At 43.9% G+C, this 21,129-nt stretch carries 15 protein-coding genes and 4 tRNA genes; 4 read left to right on the top strand and 15 right to left on the bottom strand.

What is annotated here, in order from left to right; genetic code table 11:
• Positions 1–23: 23 nt before the first annotated feature.
• Together C7Y69_RS06470 and topA are read right to left on the bottom strand one after the other, a co-directional pair.
• Positions 24–575: a DUF2058 domain-containing protein gene (locus C7Y69_RS06470; protein ID WP_126872174.1), complete on the bottom strand. Its 552-nt coding sequence runs from the start codon at positions 573–575 to the stop codon at positions 24–26.
• A 13-nt stretch (positions 576–588) separates the two neighbouring features.
• Complete coding sequence (gene topA, locus C7Y69_RS06465; protein WP_126872173.1) at positions 589–3,255, bottom strand: type I DNA topoisomerase; 2,667 nt, start codon at positions 3,253–3,255, stop codon at positions 589–591.
• 398 nt (positions 3,256–3,653) lie between these two features.
• On the opposite strand from topA, the gene astB reads away from it, so the two are divergent.
• Positions 3,654–4,994, top strand: coding sequence for an N-succinylarginine dihydrolase (gene astB / locus C7Y69_RS06460; protein ID WP_013784486.1), 1,341 nt, complete (start codon positions 3,654–3,656; stop codon positions 4,992–4,994).
• Between the two features lie 60 nt (positions 4,995–5,054).
• Here the strand turns inward: astB and C7Y69_RS06455 are convergent, their stop codons facing one another.
• Positions 5,055–7,592 (bottom strand): beta strand repeat-containing protein, encoded by a 2,538-nt coding sequence (locus C7Y69_RS06455; RefSeq protein ID WP_126872172.1) that lies wholly within the window; start codon positions 7,590–7,592, stop codon positions 5,055–5,057.
• Positions 7,593–7,700: 108 nt separating this feature from the next.
• Between C7Y69_RS06455 and C7Y69_RS06450 the strand changes: the two genes are divergently transcribed.
• Positions 7,701–9,047: a dicarboxylate/amino acid:cation symporter gene (locus C7Y69_RS06450; RefSeq protein ID WP_126872171.1), complete on the top strand. Its 1,347-nt coding sequence runs from the start codon at positions 7,701–7,703 to the stop codon at positions 9,045–9,047.
• A 292-nt stretch (positions 9,048–9,339) separates the two neighbouring features.
• Here the strand turns inward: C7Y69_RS06450 and C7Y69_RS06445 are convergent, their stop codons facing one another.
• From C7Y69_RS06445 to dnaQ, 9 genes are all read right to left on the bottom strand, one after another.
• Positions 9,340–10,566: a lipoprotein-releasing ABC transporter permease subunit gene (locus tag C7Y69_RS06445; protein WP_126872170.1), complete on the bottom strand. Its 1,227-nt coding sequence runs from the start codon at positions 10,564–10,566 to the stop codon at positions 9,340–9,342.
• Complete coding sequence (gene lolD / locus C7Y69_RS06440; RefSeq protein ID WP_126872169.1) at positions 10,566–11,261, bottom strand: lipoprotein-releasing ABC transporter ATP-binding protein LolD; 696 nt, start codon at positions 11,259–11,261, stop codon at positions 10,566–10,568. The genes C7Y69_RS06445 and lolD overlap by 1 nt, the downstream gene beginning before the upstream one ends.
• A 65-nt stretch (positions 11,262–11,326) precedes the next feature.
• Positions 11,327–12,889: an EAL domain-containing protein gene (locus C7Y69_RS06435; protein WP_126872168.1), complete on the bottom strand. Its 1,563-nt coding sequence runs from the start codon at positions 12,887–12,889 to the stop codon at positions 11,327–11,329.
• Between the two features lie 525 nt (positions 12,890–13,414).
• A tRNA-Asp gene (locus tag C7Y69_RS06430) sits at positions 13,415–13,491 on the bottom strand.
• Positions 13,492–13,522: 31 nt separating this feature from the next.
• Positions 13,523–13,599, bottom strand: a tRNA-Asp gene (locus C7Y69_RS06425).
• A 33-nt stretch (positions 13,600–13,632) separates the two neighbouring features.
• Positions 13,633–13,709, bottom strand: a tRNA-Asp gene (locus tag C7Y69_RS06420).
• 27 nt (positions 13,710–13,736) lie between these two features.
• Positions 13,737–13,813 (bottom strand) — tRNA-Asp (locus C7Y69_RS06415).
• A 333-nt stretch (positions 13,814–14,146) separates the two neighbouring features.
• Positions 14,147–15,640: a TIGR03503 family protein gene (locus C7Y69_RS06410; RefSeq protein ID WP_126872167.1), complete on the bottom strand. Its 1,494-nt coding sequence runs from the start codon at positions 15,638–15,640 to the stop codon at positions 14,147–14,149.
• Positions 15,641–15,729: 89 nt separating this feature from the next.
• Positions 15,730–16,446 (bottom strand): DNA polymerase III subunit epsilon, encoded by a 717-nt coding sequence (gene dnaQ / locus C7Y69_RS06405; RefSeq protein WP_013784493.1) that lies wholly within the window; start codon positions 16,444–16,446, stop codon positions 15,730–15,732.
• Positions 16,447–16,549: 103 nt separating this feature from the next.
• Between dnaQ and rnhA the strand changes: the two genes are divergently transcribed.
• On the top strand, positions 16,550–17,017 hold the full coding sequence (gene rnhA / locus C7Y69_RS06400; RefSeq protein ID WP_013784494.1) for a ribonuclease HI: 468 nt from the start codon (positions 16,550–16,552) through the stop codon (positions 17,015–17,017).
• Between the two features lie 150 nt (positions 17,018–17,167).
• On the opposite strand, the gene C7Y69_RS06395 is transcribed toward rnhA, so the two are convergent.
• Entirely contained in the window at positions 17,168–18,145 is a 978-nt protein-coding gene (locus C7Y69_RS06395; RefSeq protein WP_126872166.1) for an NAD(P)H-quinone oxidoreductase, read from the bottom strand.
• A gap of 497 nt (positions 18,146–18,642) precedes the next feature.
• Between C7Y69_RS06395 and C7Y69_RS06390 the strand changes: the two genes are divergently transcribed.
• The gene (locus tag C7Y69_RS06390) at positions 18,643–19,836 is read left to right on the top strand and encodes a class I SAM-dependent rRNA methyltransferase (protein ID WP_126872165.1); all 1,194 of its coding nucleotides are present in this window, start codon (positions 18,643–18,645) and stop codon (positions 19,834–19,836) included.
• Positions 19,837–20,029: 193 nt separating this feature from the next.
• On the opposite strand, the gene C7Y69_RS06385 is transcribed toward C7Y69_RS06390, so the two are convergent.
• Together C7Y69_RS06385 and C7Y69_RS06380 are read right to left on the bottom strand one after the other, a co-directional pair.
• Complete coding sequence (locus C7Y69_RS06385; RefSeq protein WP_126872164.1) at positions 20,030–20,284, bottom strand: DUF2061 domain-containing protein; 255 nt, start codon at positions 20,282–20,284, stop codon at positions 20,030–20,032.
• 405 nt (positions 20,285–20,689) lie between these two features.
• Positions 20,690–20,992 carry a PilZ domain-containing protein gene (locus C7Y69_RS06380; protein ID WP_013784499.1) on the bottom strand — a complete coding sequence of 101 codons (303 nt, stop codon included), beginning with the start codon at positions 20,990–20,992 and terminating at the stop codon, positions 20,690–20,692.
• Positions 20,993–21,129: the final 137 nt, after the last annotated feature.

The raw sequence follows: 21,129 nt of genomic DNA, 5'->3' as shown, positions 1-21,129 counted from the left end.
ACTTTTCACGCCACAGTAGTTCGTTACCACGTAAGATCATCTGGAATGTCGTAGTCGGCATACCAATCGTCTTGAGCTTCTTCTTTACCATCGCTATCGCTGGTGTCTAAATCGGCACGGTAAATAATGAAGCTATCGTCACGCTGCGCAATTTTATCGGCTACAGGTGTAGGCACTAGCTCGTAGGCGTCACCTAAGATAACTACAGTTAAGCGGCCTTTGGTGACTTGCTTGTGCATTTCAGCGCTCACGTACATACGCTTCACTACATTGTCATGCGTGAAATTCAGTACGGTATCGCCTTTACGCGGCTGTTTATTCACATCAATAAGTTGCTTCACTTGTGCAATGACGGAGCGCTTCTCACGCTCTTGCTGTTGCAACTGATTCAACTCACGTGAACGGGCTTTCTTTTCTTCAGCGGCTTTTTGAGCAGCAATAGTTGCTTCGTCCACCACACCCTGGTTGTTCTTTGTCTTTTGCTTATTCTTTTTGCGCTTTTCAGCACGCGCCTGCTTAGCAGAACCTTTGTCTGCTATGCCGGCTTTTAATAACTGTTCCTGTAACGAGGCCATATACTAAATCTCTTTATTTCTTTTTGGCTTTCGCTTTGGTTTTAGCAGCAGGTTTACTGGCGGCTTGTGTTTCCCACTTACCGTCGTTATACCATGCAGACCAACCCGTAGCTTTACCCGCTTCATTTTCCGACATCACATATTGTTGCTTGGTCTTACGACTGTAGCGAACGATAGCAAGGTTACCTTCCGGATCTTTTTGCGGTGCATCGGCCAGATAATAGAATTTTTCAGAAATTCTATCTCTAAAGCGCGCCAGCTCTTCCACTTTTGGTGCACGCGTTTCCCGAGATTTAGGGAAGTTATGCGCCGCCATGAAAATACCAGAAGCACCATCACGTAATACAAAGTGCGCATCCGATTTTTCACAAGGAAGTTCTGGTAAATCTACCGGATCTTCTTTAGGTGGCGCAGCCTCACCGTTACGTAACAACTTACGCGTATTCTTACATTCTTCATTGGTACAACCGAAGTATTTACCAAAGCGACCGTTTTTCAGTTCCATGTCACTGCCACACTTATCACATTCGATAATGGGGCCGTCGTAACCTTTAATCTTGAACGTACCAGTTTCAACTAACGTACCTTCGCAGGTTGGTGTATTACCACATACATGCAACTTACGGGTTTCGTCCACTAAGTAACTGTCCATAGCAGTACTGCATATAGGACAACGCTTCTTAGCACGTAACGCTTCGGTTTCTAACTCTTCTTCGTCATCTACTTTCACCACTTCATCACCTGGTGTCAGGTTCATGGTGTTAGTGCAGCGTTCTTTTGGCGGTAAGTTATAACCAGAGCATCCAAGGAACACACCGGTAGATGCTGTACGCACGTTCATTTCACGTCCGCATTTGTCACACGTAATGCCAGCAGGAATAGCTTGATTAAGGCGCATTCCGCCTTCTTCAGGGGCTTTCTCGGCATTAAGCAACTTGCCATAAAAATCGCTGTAGAAAAGGTTAAGTACGTCTTTCCAATCTTTGTTACCTTCCGCTATATCATCAAGCTGTTGCTCCATGTTAGCGGTAAAGTCGAAACTCATTAGGTCATCAAAGTTTTCCATCAACCGGTCGTTAACGATTTCACCCATTTTTTCAGCATAGAAACGCTTATTCTCAAGGCGAACGTAACCGCGATCTTGAATGGTAGAAATGATACTTGCGTATGTAGAAGGTCGGCCAATGCCGCGTTTTTCTAACTCTTTTACCAAAGACGCTTCGTTAAAGCGAGCCACTGGTTTGGTAAAGTGCTGCTTGGGATCAAGCACATTTAAGTTTAATACATCACCTTTTTGAACATCAGGCAGCATCAACTCTTCTTCACCTTTTTTGCGAAGCTGTGGTTGAACACGTGTCCAGCCGTCAAACTTCAACACACGACCTTTCGCCGTTAACTCGTAATTACCTGCACCCACTCTAATGGTGGTGGCATCGTATTTAGCCGGCGTCATTTGACACGCAACAAACTGGCGCCAAATAAGCTCGTAAAGGCGTTGAGCGTCACGCTCCATATCACCTAAATGCGCAGCATTTACCTTAACATTTGAAGGGCGAATCGCTTCGTGCGCTTCTTGTGCGCCCTCTTTACTACCATAACGATTAGGCGATTCTGGTAGATATTGGCTGCCAAAATTATCATCGATATAGGCGCGGCAATTATCAAGTGCTTCTTGGCTCAAGTTTGTTGAGTCAGTACGCATATAAGTGATGTAACCCGCTTCATACAAGCGCTGCGCCATCATCATGGTTTTCTTAACACCAAAACCTAAACGGGTACTCGCGGCTTGCTGCAACGTTGAGGTAATAAACGGTGCTGAAGGTCGGCTAGACGTAGGCTTAGATTCACGGCTTTCAACTAAGTATTTAGCACCGTTCAAATCTTCTAATGCTTTGTCTGCTTGCGCTTTATTAACCGGTTTAAACGCTTTACCTTCATGCTTGGCTACCAACATACGCAGCGCTGCTTTTTGCTCACTGGTTAAGTCTGCATGAATATCCCAAAACTCTTCTGGAACAAATGCTTTAATCTCACGTTCACGGTCAACTACTAGACGTACAGCTACCGATTGAACTCGGCCAGCAGATAAGCCACGTGCTATCTTTTTCCAAAGTAGCGGCGACACCATGAAGCCCACAACGCGGTCGAGGAAACGTCTAGCTTGCTGTGCATTTACACGAGCAACGTTCACTTCACCTGGATCTGAGAAGGCTTCTTGAATGGCGTTTTTAGTAATTTCGTTAAACACCACACGCTGATAGGTTTTGCCTTTACTGCCCAGCAACTCTTGTAAGTGCCACGCAATAGCCTCCCCTTCTCTATCCAAATCCGTTGCGAGATAAATAGTGTCAGCGTCTTTGGCCAAGCGTTTAAGCTCGTTAACCACTTTTTCTTTACCCTGTAAAACCTGATAGTGGGCTTTCCAGTTTTGTTCTGGGTCTACACCCATGCGGTCAACAAGTTTTAAATATTCATGTCTGCGAAGATATTCTTGCTTGTCTTCTTCGCTATAAGTTTTGAGTTCTTTCGCTGGCTTTTTGGGCTCAACTTTGCCCAATGCCTTCGTAGGCAGATCGCGAACATGGCCGACAGAACTTTTTACGATAAAATCTTTACCAAGATATTTATTTATCGTTTTCGCTTTGGCTGGCGACTCGACTATGACTAGAGATTTTGCCATATAATTGAATTAAACCTATTGATTCTAAAGGACTATTTTAGTCATTCTCAAAGATAAAGGGCCCGTAGACTGTGCCATTGCGGTGCCCGTGCTTTTTTAACATATATCGACAAAGTGAATGGAAAACAAGATCTTCTTAATAGTTATTCTTCCCATTGCTTCAATCGCGTGCAATTCCTGTTTACTTTTCAACCACCTTGATTGGCAAGGCGCATAAAAACCGTATAATGCCAGCCATTATGCCTTTGCGCCTAGTAATTAACAGGCATTTATTATGCTTATTAATTCGCGGCTAACAAAAAAAGAGACGTTAGCTTCACTGTAAATACTCCCCAAATCATGGGTTATGCATTTATAGGGTAGCGGTCAAACGCTCAAACACCAAATAGAGGGAAAGTATGAAGCAATTTGAAGTTAACTTTGATGGGCTTGTTGGCCCAACCCACAACTACGCCGGACTCTCGTTTGGTAATGTTGCTTCTCTGAACAATGCCAATGCAGTTAGCAGCCCTAAGCAAGCAGCTAAACAAGGTTTACTAAAAATGAAAGCCTTGTCTGACATGGGCATGATGCAAGGTGTACTTGCCCCTCAAGAACGCCCAGACATAGCAGCATTACGTCGACTCGGCTTTTCTGGTTCAGATGCCAGAGTGCTAGAAAGCGCTGCAAAGCAATCTAGAGAGATTTTCTTAGCATGTTGCTCTGCATCAAGCATGTGGACAGCAAACGCCGCCACAGTCTCTCCAAGCGCTGATACGGCCGATGGTCGCGTGCATTTTACACCTGCAAACTTAACAAACAAGTTTCATCGTTCGTTAGAGCCGCAAGTGACGGGTAATATTTTAAAAGCAACCTTCGCAAACGAAAAGCACTTTGCCCACCACTTACATTTACCAGATAACGAACATTTCGGTGACGAAGGCGCAGCAAATCATACTCGCTTGTGTTCCGATTACAGCCACGCTGGAGTAGAGCTTTTTGTATATGGCCGTCACGCTTTCGACCCCAGTAAACCCGCCCCCACTAAATTCCCTGCCCGCCAAACACTAGAAGCATGCCAAGCTGTTGCTCGCTTGCATGGGTTAAGCGAAGAAGGCGTGGTGTACATGCAGCAAAACCCTGATGTTATCGACCAAGGGGTTTTCCATAACGATGTGATTGCCGTGGGCAACCAAAACGTACTGTTCTACCACGACCAAGCCTTTTATAAAAAAGACGCCGGGCTAAAAGAACTACAAACCAAGTTTGGTGATTCCCCCCTTCATCTTATTGAAGTGCCTACTGATGAAGTGTCAGTACAAGATGCAATTAAAACGTATCTTTTCAATACCCAAATCATCACCCTACCTAGCGGTGACATGACGATTATTGCGCCAACAGACTGTGAAGAAAACGATGCGGTTAAGCGTTATTTAGACAAACTAGTTACTTTGGGCACGCCGATAAAATCGGTGAACTATTTTGATGTAAAGCAAAGTATGCGAAATGGTGGCGGCCCTGCGTGCTTGCGTTTACGTGTAGCCATGAACGACCAAGAGCTTGATGCGGTAAATCCATCGACTTTAATTAACGACATGCAATTTGCGCGTCTTAACAAATGGGTAGATAAACACTACCGTGATGTACTCGCTGAAGATGATTTACGCGATCCGCAGTTACTGATTGAATCACGTACTGCACTGGATGAACTTACTCAGCTATTAAAGCTTGGTTCTGTATATCCATTTCAACAAGATTAGTTATTGTTTTGTATATAGAAAAGCCGGCTTGCGCCGGCTTTTTTGTTAGTTGAAATGGTATTAATTAATAGTACTGCAATTAGCTTCAGATCCAAATGGGTTCGCAGGTAGACCTGCCCCTTCATTGGTTAAGTCATCTGAAGAAATCCCTAAACTGTAATAGTGATTTTGGCTTGCTTCACTCCCTGTAGACTGACCGAAAATAGTAATCACAATATTATACCAACCACCGTAACTTGCCGGATAGCGATACTCCAATTCGGCCTGACCATTTTCATCAGTTACGCTTGTATCAGCAAACGTTAAGGTGCCTACAATACCGGGGGTTAAGAACCCGTCACTATTATTATCTTCACCTGTATCTAAAATCCCATCACCGTCGATGTCTTCGTTTAAGCAGGTCGCAGTGACATACAGAACATGGATAGATTCGTCCTCATCCCATTCCGAAAAGCCCTTAAAATATGTGCCATTCTCGCTGTACTTAACAGGCGTACCTGAAGCTGTTAACTCAACGCCACTAACAGGCTGGCCGGCTGAATCAGACACAAACACAGCAAAGCGTTTTAGGTAAGTGGTGGGGTCAGGCTCTTCAATTTCATTGCCAGTACCAATTGAGATATCAAATGCTCTATCCCCTACGGTCATATACACTTCGTCAGTAATCGTTTCATCGCTTGCTACAGAAGCGCGAATAATCACGGCATCTTCACTTGAAGGCGCACCTGAGGTAAATACCGTAGATGCTATACCGCTACTGTCAGTAGTAGATTGAGAAGGTGAAATAGAACCAGTAGATACATCATCAACGTTGAAGTTAACCACGGTATTTTTAACTAGGTTACCTGAAGGGTCTCTGACAACTGCGGTAATAGTACTGGTTTGCCCATCAGGGCCAATCAGGTCAGGTGTCGCATCAGCTATCAAGGTGAACGGTTCAACCGCGATAAATTCTACTTGCGCAACCGCATTCACCGTAGACTCATTACCAGTCTCACTACCTGTGGCAGTAATTGAAGCAAAACCGGCGTTGTCAGACTCAATTGAGATAGAGGCAATACCTTCAGCATCGGTGGTGACAAGCGCTGCGCCAATAATCTCTCCGCGAGAAGCACTAAATGTCACGTTATTACCCACAGCTGGAGTACCATCTTGTAGCCATTGAACACTGATTGTGGCCGCGGCGTTCAATGATATTTCTTCATCTGGCAGTACCACAAAACTAAATTCGTCTTGTTGAACCTCTAATTCAAATTCTACTGAGGCATTAAGTGACGAAGCAGTGATCGTATCTTCACCCGAAGTAGTTGCTGTGTAAGTGATAGTCGCTTGACCATCGGCCCCCGTATTAACCGAGGTTTCACTTAGTGAACCATTCGCTGCTTCTAATAGGATAGTTTGATTAACAATGGCTACCCCATCAGAATCTTGAACACGCAACGTATATTCGGCGGTGTCATTCAATATAACTGAATTTGCACCATTAATAGTAACTTCGGTGCCGGTGATCAAAATATCAACGGTTTCAACTAATGCGCCGGTTTGAGCCGTTAGCGTTACCGTACGATTCGACGCATCATTCTGAGTAGACACTAACGCTCTGGCAGTACCATCGGCGGTGGTGGTAGATTGGGTTAATTGCAATTCGACACCGGCTTCATTGCTAGCAGAAAAGTTAACCTCAACACCTTCCATCAACACGCTTTGTTCGTTTTTAATTAATGCGATAAGTTCGATATCGTCAGAGCCACTAGAGGCCAACTGAACCGCACTTGCATATAATTGTAGAGATGCGGGGTCTTCGCTAACGGTAACACTTCCAGTAGAACTGAAGGTAGTCGTGTCACTTTCAAGGGTTGAAAGTGTCGCTGTTAATTCCCCATCTCCCGATGCAGTGCCAACTGCTAAGCTGATACTCGCAATACCGCTCTCGTTAGTACGGGCAGTCCCTGTATCATTTCCAAAAACAGCTAATTCGTCATTGCTTAGTGTGAAGGTAACAATTAAGTCTTCTTGTGGCTCACCTTCACTGTTCAATACCGTAGCAACTGCGGTTAAGCTATTTTCTGAAGACAAGTCACTGTCTGATTCACCTGCGGCATTTTGCAATGCCAACGATACCGTGGTTGCTGGGTCAACCGTTGCGCTACCTACTGCCGAAAAAGTAGTAGAGCCAGTTTCACCGCTGCTCAAGCTACCTGTTATCTCACCATCACCTGAGGCAGTGCTGGCATTAATGGTAATTCTTGCTACCCCGCTCTCGTCAGTTCGCGCTGTACCGGTGTCGTTTCCGAACACCGCAAGGTCGGTATTACTTAATGCAAACGTGACTAGTTGGTCGGCTTGGGCAACGCCGTCGGTATCGGTAACAGTGGCAATAACGGTAAGAGAATTGTCGGCGGTTAGGTTGCGGTCGGTTTCGCCGCTGGCGTTTTGAACGGTTAATACGACATTAACAGTAGCGGAGGAACCACTGCCATCATCTGATCCATCGCTATCATCTCTAGAGACTGAATCGCCTCCGCCACATGCTGCTAGTATAAAAATTGTACTAAATAGCCAGAGTGTCTTAGACAAGACGCGCGTAATTTGTCGCATAATTCGTTCCTGAACCTTTATAAATGACAATTGGGTCGTTTTTTATGTTTTAAAATCAATAGAATCTGTCACACTAAATAAAAATATAAAAATGTACAGGGAATTTTAATGTCTCAATCTGCACATAAATTTAGTTTAACCACCAGAATCTTTATCGGCATGATTGCCGGTATCGTGATAGGTGTGCTTCTTCAACTATTGTTCGATGATAGCGGAGATTTCACGTTTTCGGTATTTGGTTTCCAGTTCTCTGCGTATAGCATTTTTGTAGATGGTATATTTTCTACCCTTGGGCAGATTTTTATCGCTAGTTTAAAGATGTTGGTGGTGCCACTAGTATTTGTTTCGCTTATATGCGGTACCAGTACCCTGTCCGACCCGAGTAAATTAGGTCGGTTAGGCGCTAAGTCTGTTGGTCTTTATATTGTCACGACTGCAATAGCAATCACACTGGCCATGAGTATGGCTTTACTTATTTCGCCAGGAGAAGGGTTAAATCTAACCACTGAAACGTCATTTGAAGCGAAGACTGCACCAAGTTTGGGTGACGTTATCGTTAATATGTTTCCAAGTAACCCTATTAACTCGATGGCGCAAGGCAACATGCTTCAAATCATCGTGTTTGCAGTGTTATTCGGTATTTCTATGGCGATGACTGGCGAAGCAGGCAAACGCGTCAGTGCGTTTTTTGAAGACATCAACACGGTTATCATGCGCCTTGTCACCATCATCATGAATCTTGCGCCTTACGGCGTGTTTGTATTGATGGCTAAACTGTTCTCTACCATTGGTGGCGACACTATCTTTAGCTTGGCCAAATACTTCTTCTTAGTATTTGGCGTGCTTATCATCCATGGTTTAGTGACCTATTCAATATTGCTTAAACTTTTAAGCGGCTTGAGCCCCGTTGTTCTACTAAAGAAAATGCGCGATGCAGCTTTATTTGCATTTAGTACTTCAAGCAGTAGCGCTACACTGCCAGTCACCATGGAAACGGCGCGAAATAAATTGGGTATTAACAATTCAGTCGCGTCTTTTACCCTTCCTTTAGGTGCAACCATCAATATGGATGGCACCGCTATTATGCAGGGTGTGGCTACCGTATTTATCGCTCAAGTTTATGGTGTTGATTTGAGTTTGGGCGACTACATGATGGTGGTGTTAACCGCTACCCTAGCTTCTATCGGTACGGCGGGTGTGCCAGGTGTGGGCTTAATCATGCTAGCCATGGTACTACAGCAAGTTAACCTGCCAGTTGAAGGTATCGCCCTGATTATTGGTGTCGACCGCTTACTTGATATGACCCGTACTGCAGTTAACATTACAGGTGACTGTATGGTGTCGTGTGTTGTTGCGAAAAGCGAAGGTGGGCTTGATGAAGATATTTATTACAATGAACATGCTGGTGAAAAAGAAGAAGATGTGAATTTTAGCGAGTTTGACAAGAACGCTTAATTCCTTCATCGCTTTCGAACTACACAAAAGGGTTAGCATCGCTAACCCTTTTTTTATTGCTTATAGGTCTTGCCATCACCCAGTGCAAATACATTGTACAATTGCATTATACTGACAATCTCAATACATATTCGTAAGTGAATGACCAAGTATATTGGTGCTGTAATACGCTCAATCAAAGGCTTCAGTGTGCGTCTAGCTATGGTTATCATCTACAATTTTTAATAGCTAAGATTATTGCTAGCTAGTCATACTAGCGATGACATTTAAACACCCCTATACCTAAACCCCGTTAATGAAGGGATTGAGAAGGAGACACTTTTGTCGCTTTATGGGCTGGGTACCAGGTTGCTAGTACGGACATGATGATGGCGACCACACAGGTGACTACCACGTCTTGCCACATAAGTGCAGAAGGTAAGAAATCGATAAAATAAATATCGCCCGATAACACTTCTACCCCAAAAACACCTTCTAAAAACTTCACAATAGTAGAAAGATTAGGGGCAATAATAATTGCAAGAGTTACCCCTACCACTATGCCAATGAGTCCGTTTAGCACACCTTGAAACATAAACGTGCGCCGGATTAGTGTATCGGTTGCGCCCATGGTTTTTAAGATCGCAATGGCAGGTTGTTTTTCTCGTACCGCCATTACTAATGAAGACACAATATTAAAACAGGCCACGGCAATCACCAGCACCAATGCAATATACACAACAGTGCGAACGAGCTGAATGTCGTTGTACAAATGACCTTGGGTTCGCGTCCAGTCAGACATATAGACCGCTTGAGGGTAGCTATAACCTATGTCTCGCATGGTGATATAGGCCGAAAACGGATCGTGTAATGTGAAGCGCATACCCAATGCTTGGCCCTCTATGCCAGCGGCCGCGGTAGCTTTTGCAAGGTGCATCAGCCCCAATTGGTTATCAAGCTCCCCTCCGACATGCATAAAGCCAGCAACGGTTAAGGTTATTGATGTGGGTGCACTAAAGCGTAAATCTTTCGTAGTGACGGGAATAAGTGCCTGTACGGTATCGCCCACCACGATATTAAGCTTGTTGGCAATTCCCTTACCTATCAGTACACTGTCACTGTTTAGCGCGAAGTTTTGCCAGTGCTCGTCCGTTACTTGCCGGCTAAACGTGTTTTGTGCGTCTGCCGCAATGCCCGTCAATGAAATCGCCTTTAACTCACCTTTGAATTGCAACATGCCGGTAAGAGGGGTGTAAGGTTCAACCTTGGCAATTCTGAGGTCTTGGTTCAGGCGGTAAAGCTGCGCATCTAAGTTCTCAATACCGGTCTTGTCGGTGCTATATAACTCACCGTGAGGAATAACGGTTAAAATTCGCTGCGTTAGCTCTCGCTCAAAACCATTCATTACACTTAACAAGGTAATTAACACGAAACAACCAAGCCCTATACCTACGGTAGACGACATAGAAATAAATGAGATGAAACGATTTTGGACCTTGGCTTGACGAAATCGTTTAGCAAGTTGCCATGCCAGCGCCACTAGGATTGTTCCTTAGTGACTGCGTTAAGTAATTCACCATCTTTAATGCGAAGTACTCTGTCCATACGGTTAGCAAGGGTAATATCGTGCGTTACTATCACAAAGGCAGTTTGTTTTTGCTCACTTAAACGTTTTAACAGCTGATAAACCTGCTCCCCTGTAGTGGCATCTAAATTACCGGTTGGTTCATCAGCAAGCACAACTGAAGGAGATGTGACCAATGCCCGGGCGATGGCGACCCGTTGGCGTTCGCCGCCTGAGAGCGCGCTAGGCAAGTGATCTGCACGATGAGAAAGCCCTACATCGTTAAGTAGGGCGTTTGCTTTCGCATTAGCGTTACTCGCACTTTCGCCGCCAATGCGAAGGGGCATAGCAACATTTTCAAGTGCAGTAAATTCACCTAGCAAATGATGGAATTGGTAAATAAAACCCATTTCTTTGTTTCGCAAGGCGGCAAGTTGTTTAGCATTTAGATGAGTAAGCGACTCGCCTTTAAACCACACCTCACCACTTGTGGGTGTGTCTAAGCCCCCAAGCAAATGCAGCAAGGTACTTTTTCCAGAGCCAGAGCTACCTAAAATGGCAACATGCTCTCCCGCATTGATAGAAAGTGAAATGTTATTTAAAACAGGCGTGCTGTTGTCGCCTTCTTGATAAATTTTACAAATTTTGCGGCAATGTAATACGTCCTGCATGCAGCCGTTCTTCGTCTTTTAACAATAACTGCATGGTATCGCGGAACGACAGACACGCCAACCGATTAATGGGTTTTGAAAGACAGCTCAATCGTATTTGCTAAGTTCCCAACCGTTTGCGGTTTACCAAATAACCAACCTTGCCCATACTCCACATTCATGTTCACAAGTTCTCGTCGCTGCTCATTGTTCTCAACTCCCTCAGCAATCAAGGTCACTTTCAGCTCGTCAGCAATATTAACGATATGGGGTATCAACGATGAACGAATACTGTGATCTTCCATGTCCATCACGAAACTACGGTCTATTTTTAAAAACTCACATCTTAGAGATTTCAGTTGGCTAAGGTTTGAGTAACCTACGCCAAAGTCATCGATGGCAACCCAAAACCCCCGACTTCGAAGGGCTTTAATATGTTTTGCTGCACTGCTTGTCGCAAGCTGTTCATCTTCGATGATTTCCAGCACAAGCTTAAAATTTTTGTTATTTAAATCTAGCACCCAATCCAAATCGATTAATTCATCTTGCATAAAATCTGACGGGAATAAATTAAACGACACCTTGAAACCTTCAGGAATGTTGGCGCATCGATTTAATTCATCCATTGCCGATTTTATCATCACAGTAGTAAATTCCCATGTTTTGCCAATATCTCTTACTTGGGAAATAAAGTCATCAGGATAGATAGGGCCATATTCATCTTCAAACCGACTCAAAACCTCACAGCCTACGACTTCTTCCGTGTCTAAGTTTACAAACGGTTGGTACAAACAATAAAACTTCCCTGATTTCAGCCCACGGTTTATCCGCGATTCTAAGGAACGTATGCGTCGCAAGTAATTGAAGGTGAGCATATGGGATAAAGCAGCTGCCATTAACATGATGCAGATAAAGAGCACTAATTTGCCCTTGTGAATTTTAAATATTCTGGCTTCATCAGGTACTACGGTTAGACATACTTCGGAGTAATATTTTTCACATTTAATTATTCTGAGGGAAAAATAGTCGGTACTAAGACTGCGTCCCTCGCGCCCCGTTATAGAAGGCGTTAATCGGGGGCTGCCTGCCATATGGTAAAGTTGCTCACCGTTATAAAAAAGCGCCCAATCTCGACCGAAATTCAGACCGATAACCCCATCTAAATCTAATACGGCGTTATAACGCCCCCGCTTTGCAATGGTGCCTTTAGATTGATTATCGAACAACTCTAAAGGTGTATTTATCCAAAATGCATCCCCCAATGCCGTAACAAAATCTGGAACAGCTTCATCTATGGGTTGCTTTAATACCCCAAGATAGGTGCTGCACAATAACTTCCCATCACCAAAGAAACCAATTTCTTTCACGAAACGAGAGCGAAACAACGTGCGTCGCATTTCGTTTAGATTATCATCACTACAGGAATAATAAGAATTGGCGATTAAATAGTCTAGTGACGCTTCAGCGTCTTTAAATACCATCCGCACATTGGATAAGATATCTTCGGCACGAGCCTCTTCGTGTTCTTTTATGACTGAGAACATCAGTAGGCCGAGCACAACGCTAACAAGTACAACCGTTAGAAACGAAACGGCGATTGCTCTGAGATTGTCAGCGAGTAGATATTGTCTATGCTCATTATTGCTCATTTGTACCACATAAAATTAAGGCGTCTTGTTGTGCGTATACACATGAAAGTAGTCGAAAAATTGACTATTAGAATAATACTTTAGATGAATTTAAGCATTGCAGAAGATTAAGTTAAGTCAATGAAGTGAAGGGAATAAAATTATCTAACGTCCAGATGACACGCAGCCACAATATTATACAAAGCGTGTGGTTTGCTGCTTTGACGAATTAGTCAGTTGCCTAACAGTAAGGCGCCATTAAGGGATATTAATACCTAATATGGGGAAAGGCTTTCATGTGGTAACGACAAACTATAGGAGAGAAAAACATAGGTGCAATAACTATAGATGAAAGAGCTATGGATTATAGTACTATAAGAAAAACAAGGGAAAACTAAGTAAATGAAAAGTAGAAGTAGAAGTAGAAGTAGAAGTAGAAAGAATAATAGATGAAACGCAAACAGAATGCCTGCAACAGTATGAAGTTGATAAAGAAGTTTTATCAGTGAGCAGTAAAACATGCCAAAGTAAATGCTTTCCCGAAAATGGCGGAGCGGACGGGACTCGAACCCGCGACCCCCGGCGTGACAGGCCGGTATTCTAACCAACTGAACTACCGCTCCGCATAATGGGAAAGTGTGCTATTTCGATAAGTGGCGGAGCGGACGGGACTCGAACCCGCGACCCCCGGCGTGACAGGCCGGTATTCTAACCAACTGAACTACCGCTCCACATCATCGAAGAGACACTTTGTTATAACTAAATGGCGGAGCGGACGGGACTCGAACCCGCGACCCCCGGCGTGACAGGCCGGTATTCTAACCAACTGAACTACCGCTCCGTGGCCTTTTAGTTATAGCATTGAAAGTGGCGGAGCGGACGGGACTCGAACCCGCGACCCCCGGCGTGACAGGCCGGTATTCTAACCAACTGAACTACCGCTCCACAATTTCAATGTTATCAGTGAGTTAAATGAGTTGTTAAAACCCCTTGCCCTCACTGCGGCGCAGATAATACGGTTTAGCCCCTGCAGAGTCAATGCTTTTTATTAATAAAATTGTCATCTGGGCACTGTTTGCACGATAAATAAACACAATGTTGAAATATAATTCAATCAGGCGGGAATTCGTACACATAAAATCAGGAGGCTCTTCCCGCAGGCCACGTTCACCTTAGGATAGCTTACTTACACTTTTGTATTAATAAATAGCAAAAGAGCTCCCGCTACGACGATACAGCCCTATTTAAATGGCGTATTTATTTACCCTACTCTTTACCCTACTCTGCCGGTTTCGACTTCTTAAACTTTGCCAGCAACTTTTTAAAGCCCTTAGGTTCATTATCAAGCGATAAGTCAGATTCAGACACCACTTTCTTCTTGGCCTTTTTATTTTCTTTCGTCGTGGCTGCTTTTGCAGATGCAGGACCACTGGCTTTTCGTCTTTTTAGGATAATAATAACGGCAGCAATAACACCTATTAAAATGATGGTTCCATTCACCGCTAAAATAATCAGGGTTAGCGTGCCTGAATCCATTTCATCATCTTCAGCCATCGATTGTGTATTTTCTTGATTGAGAGATGTTGAATTATCACCCATTGCAAGCGGATCTTCACTGCCATCAACAATAGGATCTTCGCCGTCAATAAGCGGGTCTATCACTTCTGGCTCAGGCGCTTCAGCCACAAAAGTATATTCAGGAACATCCAGTATGAAGTCTCGGCCTTCTGATGTTGTGCCATAGGCGGTTAGTTTAACGCGATAAACCCCCTCTTCGTACGCCACGATAAGATGCTCTCGCACACTATCGCCGCCTTCGGTTAACGAAAAGTTTTGAATATCTGCGTTTGGAAATTTAATTTTGCCGTCAATCAGGAGTGACTCAATATTCACTAGCTCGCGGTTCACATCAATGAGCAGCGTGTGATAACCGTCTCCTGTGCCATCGGTAGCGTCTAATTCAACATCCACATAAACAGGGTTGTTGTAAAGGATAATGGGTGCACCAATTTGTTCTCGCGTGAACATTGGCGTGTCTACTCGATAAACAGGCTGCCATTTACCTGCTGCAACTTTTAAATTGAATTGGCCAGTGAACACGCCATCCATTGGACGCTCATCCATACCCCGACCGTTATCTTCAAACTTTGCAATTTCTGCATCGTTAGCACCAAAGTTGTCGTAATTAGGGTCATTTGCACTTACAAACTCAATAGACAATTCCACGACATCACGGAACTGTTTGTTATCTATTTTTTCGCCGCCGTTGGTTAGGTAAGCCGTAGATTTTAATATTTCGCCCGAAAAGAGAATGCTGGGAAGCGATGTGGCGTGAAGCTTAATATCAGAAATGACCATAACCCGACTTGCAGGGTTAACCTGACCTACCGCCTGCCAAGGGCCAGGCATAGGGTTTTCAATAGTGATCATGTCGAAGGTGTCGGCATCGAACCACTTAACGTTGGTCTCGTCCACCCGGCCTTGAAATAACTTTGAACCATCGGGGCGAACTAATACTACGGGGGCAGAGCCGTATTCGCGAAAGAAAATCATGGAGACCTCTTTCACGTTGTAATCAATACGAAAACGATTCTGTAATAACTTAATCGAGTTCTCGTATTCATCCCCCAAGTCAGTAATAGGAGAAGGCGCAGTGTCGGCTTGCGTGTCCTGTGATGACGGAGCTGGCAGAGAAGTATCTTGTGAAAATACCGTTGAAGTACATCCTAATAGGCACAACGCCAACACTAGTTTCATCACACCTACTTTCACTGTTGCCCGCTCCTTTGGAAATGTATTTTAAAAATGGTTAAGTACGTCTAGCAGCTAAAGCAACACACCATAACCTGCACCTGAATTAGCTATGCATCGTTTTGCTCTGGGCGCCACAAACATTTACCCCCTGCTTTTTCTACAATATCTAAACGGGATTCATGCTGTGCTAATTCATCGGCGCTAGCTTTGATAACCTTTAATTTATTTCCGTTTCTGTTCAACCGGCGAAGTGCATCTGATTGGTTTTCACCGCTGCCCTTAGATGCCAAATTAAGCTTTGTCTGCCCACCGGTCATTAGCAGATAAACGTCGGCGAGTATTTCAGCATCCAGTAATGCCCCGTGAAGCTCACGGTGGCTGTTGTCTATGCCATAACGCTTACACAAGGCATCTAGGTTATTTTTCTGCCCTGGGTGCATTTTGCGCGCAACCGCCAAGGTATCAAGCACACTACAAATATCTTTGGTGATAACGCCACGGGTTTTCGGTTCCATCCCAAATTCGTGATCCATAAAGCCCACATCGAAGGGCGCGTTATGAATAACCAACTGTGCACCGCGAATAAAATTCACAAAATCTTCGGCTACATCTCTAAATGTAGGTTTGTCGGTTAAGAACTCATTCGTAATACCGTGAACATCTATCGCTTCTTGTTCAATTTGGCGGCCTGGATTAATGTATACATGAAAGTGATTGCCAGTAAGTTTACGGTTAACCAGCTCAACACACCCAATTTCAATCACTCGGTGACCTTCTTTAGGGTCGATACCTGTAGTTTCTGTATCTAGTACAATCTGACGCATGATTCCTCTAATCTTACCTTTTGTTTTTTGATAGTATATCAACCCCTTCGCCACAGGCTAAGGGAAAAGCGAAATATGAAAGTAAATAATTTAAGGACACCCAGTGGCTCAAAAAACCATTCACATTTTTACTGATGGCTCATGCCTTGGAAACCCAGGCCCTGGCGGTTATGGTGCTGTTTTAGTTTATAACAGTCACCGTAAAGAGCTAAGTGGCGGATTCGCGCATACTACCAACAATCGTATGGAATTAATGGCGCCTATTGAAGCATTAAACAGTTTAACTGAGCCCTGCAACGTTGAATTGACGACAGATAGCCAGTATGTGAAAAACGGTATCAATCAATGGATCCACAACTGGCGTAAGAACGGCTGGCGCACATCAGACAAAAAAGCGGTAAAAAATGCCGACCTTTGGAAGCGCCTTGATGAAGCAGTTAGCAAGCATAAAATTAATTGGCACTGGGTAAAAGGCCACTCGGGTCATCCTGAAAATGAACGCTGCGATGATTTAGCTCGGGGTGCGGCAGAAGCCAAACCAACAACACCAGATAGTGGCTTTACAGGCTGATGGCTTTAAGGGCTACTAGCTTACAAGACCAATAGATTTGAAAGCAAATACCTCTATAGGTATAGGTAAAGGTTAGCGATTTTGCAAAAAGAAAAGGCTGCATCGCCTTTTCTTTCGTTACGCTAAATTGTTTTTATTTTTCGCGTCTCACTACCACTCTACAACTATCTTTCCTTGCGTGTTGTTACTTTCTAATCGTGCGTGAGATTTTGCGACATCATTTATTGCGTATACCGTATCTATGTTTACGCTAAGCTCGCCGGTGGTGAATGCTGGTAAACAGGTTGTCGAGAAGTCACTAATAAGCGCGCTTTTGTATTCATCCGTTCTATTGCGCAGCGTAGTACCTTGTATTCTGGCTCGTTTACCCAGCATCAATGCCATATCTAGGTTATCTGCATAACGCCCAGCTAACATGGCGAGGTAAACCACAATGCCATCGCGCTTTAGAATGTGAAGGTTCCGATTTAGATAATCGCCCCCCACCATATCAAGCACCATATTAACGCCTTCAGGCCAATTAGCTTTTATCTCTTCAGCAAAGTTTTTATCTTTATAGTTTATCAGCAGGTTAGCGCCGTTTTGCTGGCAGTGTGCTAGCTTTTCTTGGGATGACGCGGTAACGGCGCTTTCTACTCCCCAATAATGACAAAGCTGAGTAGCAGCTAATCCCACACCACTAGCACCACCGTGAATGAGTACTCGCTCTGCTGGTTTTACATTCGAAATAAGGCGCAAGCATTGAAATGCAGTAAGAAACACCTCGGCAAGCCCTGCCGCCGAGCTATACGGCATGTTTTCGGGAACGCGCATTAAGTGCTGCGGGTTAACGGCAACTTGTTGTGCATAACCACCGCCCGCGACCAATCCAAAGACCTTGTCCCCCACTTTCCACTCACTAACTGTAGCGCCAACCTCTATGATCTCACCGGCAACCTCAAGCCCTAAAATTTCACTTTCACCAGGGGGCGGTGGATAGTGCCCTTGTCGTTGCAGTGTATCGGCACGGTTCACACCAAAGGCGTGTACTTGCACTAGCACTTTGTCGTCGGTGAGTACGGGTGCATCAACCTCTGCTATTGTTAGGCCTTCAGGTGCACAGCCTTCTTCGAAGTTTACAAATTGCATTAGTATCCTCTTTTTTGGAATTTCACTGGGGGTGCAGTGTGTTTTTGCACGTTAGTGATAGCATGAATAAATACGTTAACCTATGACTACGTGGATGATAATTTTAAGTGCATAATTGAGTTTGGAATTTTAGCCTCATATCACTAACACTTATCTTATTGTGCAAAATTAGACTTCAAATAATGTAACGTAATGCGATTAAAACAAAACTCATGATCACCAATAGTTTGCTATAACTTTATGTGTTTCCACTCGCCTGCGCGGCCTAAACAACTTTCTATCAAACTTAGTAAAATAGCTAACGTCTGGTCAGTAAACGGGGTAATCATTCGCATAGGCAACGCTTTATCGCTATACTTCGCCCCGCCGCTTACGTGTGGTTGCAAGAGCCGTTCACTTGCTAAAGGCTTTTTATTTGGCTAAAGGCTTCTTATAAGGCTAAAGGCTTTCAATGCAATACCCACTTCCTAGCTAATTCAAGAAATAGAGTACGTTTCATGTCATCACAAGTTATTTTGCACCCTAATAGAGATAAATCCCTTCGTCGTCGCCACCCTTGGGTGTTTGAAAGCGCCGTGGCAGAACTAAAAGGTAGAGGGCGCAGTGGTGACACTGTTGATGTGTTCGATTCAGAAGGTGATTGGTTAGGTCGCGGCGCCTATTCACCTACTTCGCAAATTCGCGTGCGCATGTGGACATTTAGTAAAGAAGAAAGCATCGATAACGCGTTCTTTTTACGCCGTATGGAAATTGCGCTTAATTTGAGAATGCGTTTATTTGACCCAGAAGTCACCAATGCATTTCGCTGGATTGCATCTGAGAGTGATGGCCTTCCAGGTGTTACCATAGATTTGTACGACAACGTAGCCGTATTGCAACTATTAAGCGCTGGGGCCGAGAAGCACCGAGATAAAATTGTGTGGGCAATAAACAAGTTAAAGCCCGGTACCCACGTTTACGAGCGAAGCGATGTTGATGTACGTAAAAAGGAAGGTTTAGAGCCAGTTACAGGTGTGGTGAGCGGCGAGCCACCTATGCAAGTTACCGTGAAAGAAAATGGGCTTTCTATCATTGTTGATATAGAGAACGGCCACAAAACAGGCTTTTATCTTGATCAACGAGATAGTCGTGCTGCCGCTGCACATTATGCCAAAGACGCTGACGTGCTTAATTGCTTTAGCTATACCGGCACCTTTTCTTGTTACGCACTACAAGGCGGTGCAAAATCGGTTACTAATGTGGATGTTTCTCAACCTGCACTTGACCTTGCTAAGCAGCATGTGGCGTTAAATGGTTTAGATGAAAGCAAAAGTCATTACGTCAAAAAAGATGTTTTTAAGCAGTTGCGTGAATACCACGAACGTAAAGAACAATTTGATATGGTTATCCTTGATCCGCCCAAATTTATCGACAACAAAGCATCACTCACCCGTGCTGCCCGCGGCTATAAAGATATAAACCTGTACGGTATTCATGCGGTGAGAAATGGTGGATTACTGCTTACTTTTAGCTGCTCTGGCTTAATGCCAGCCGATTTGTTTCAAAAAATTGTGGCTGATGCTGCATTGGATGCAGGAAGAACCATCAAAATTATTGCGCGACTTAACCAAGCCACCGATCATCCTGTGATAGGCAGTTATCCTGAAGGGTATTACTTGAAAGGTTTAGTTTGTGAAGTCACTGATCTGTAATTTCTGGCGTACTTTTACATCCAACGAAATACACGTCACAGACGAATAAATCGAATTAATACAGGGTTACTGTTTAATTCATTAAGCATAAAAAAAACGTGGCACTAAGGTTCTATTAAGTGTTATTGAACTTAACTCACCTTTAGCGCCACGTTCTTCGAAAATTCAAATAAGAGGCAAACTTAGCAAACGCTTATGATGCCAATGTCATCTCATTTGAAGCAAAAGCCTGCTCAGGACCACTACGTAGTTGCTGATCGCTAGCTTGGTCATTAGGCTGGTTCTCAAACTTCTTCCAGACTCGCTCGTGAAAATAAAATACCACCGTATTCACAGCTGGCTCAACTAAGGCTACTGCCCCACCCACTACTGCACTACCTGTTAATAAATATGCCACTGTAAAAGCGACGGTGAAGTGCATACACGCAAAAGTGATTGTCTTTTTCATAATGATTGACCTAATAAGTTTGTCTCGAATCGTTAATGAGAATTATTATCGATTAGACGCATTAAAGACAATTGATTTTTACGAAGGGCGCCATCGACTTATTCGATTTCAAAATTATGAAGGGCGTTGCTTAGCAGGTTTAAAACAAGTCATATACGCGCAGTCATAATGTGAAGAAATAAGCTAGTGAGATAAGCCAACGAGATAAATCGGCGGTCATTAAAGCCCGTGAAACATACCGCCGGGGAAGTCGGCTAAATGATTGCCAATAATTTATCGATGACTAAATGTAATTAGCTATGGGTAGCGGTGAGAAAAAAGGCTAATCTGACTCACGAGAGACTCACGAGAGACTTCGTGAGTCATTGTAATGAATATACTTAGGCTTGCGAAAACACTATCAGCCTATTTCATTTCTGTGATTTCAACCCCAATCAAACAGCTAGATTCCGTGTCTGGCTCACAGCGAACCACAGTAGCAATGGCTGCTAGTGAAGGCACTTGAGAGCTTGGAGAATCTATGGCAACGCTAACTTGCGTACCAATTTCTATCGAAGGTTCATCAACTTCTAAAGACATGCCTGTTGCACTTATATCTTTACACATTGCTTGCATAGTGCGGCTCGATTCATCATCAGTAACCTGTAACTGACAAGGCGAATTAACCATCATCCTGAAAAAATTTCGCTTATCGTCGTATCCCAACATTTCTACATCTCCACTACGTATTCAAACCACATGTTGCTCTACCTGTTATAGGGCGAGCTTGGCTGCTTGTCAATCAGCCTGACCAATAATTGTCCATTTATATTTAGAAAATTAGATTCTGTCATTTGGGAAATTAA

Source organism: Alteromonas sp. KS69 (genome assembly GCF_003989595.1).
Lineage (GTDB): Bacteria > Pseudomonadota > Gammaproteobacteria > Enterobacterales > Alteromonadaceae > Alteromonas > Alteromonas naphthalenivorans.
The sequence above is the reverse complement of the archived record's forward strand: the minus strand, read 5'-3'. Positions and strand labels throughout refer to the sequence as shown.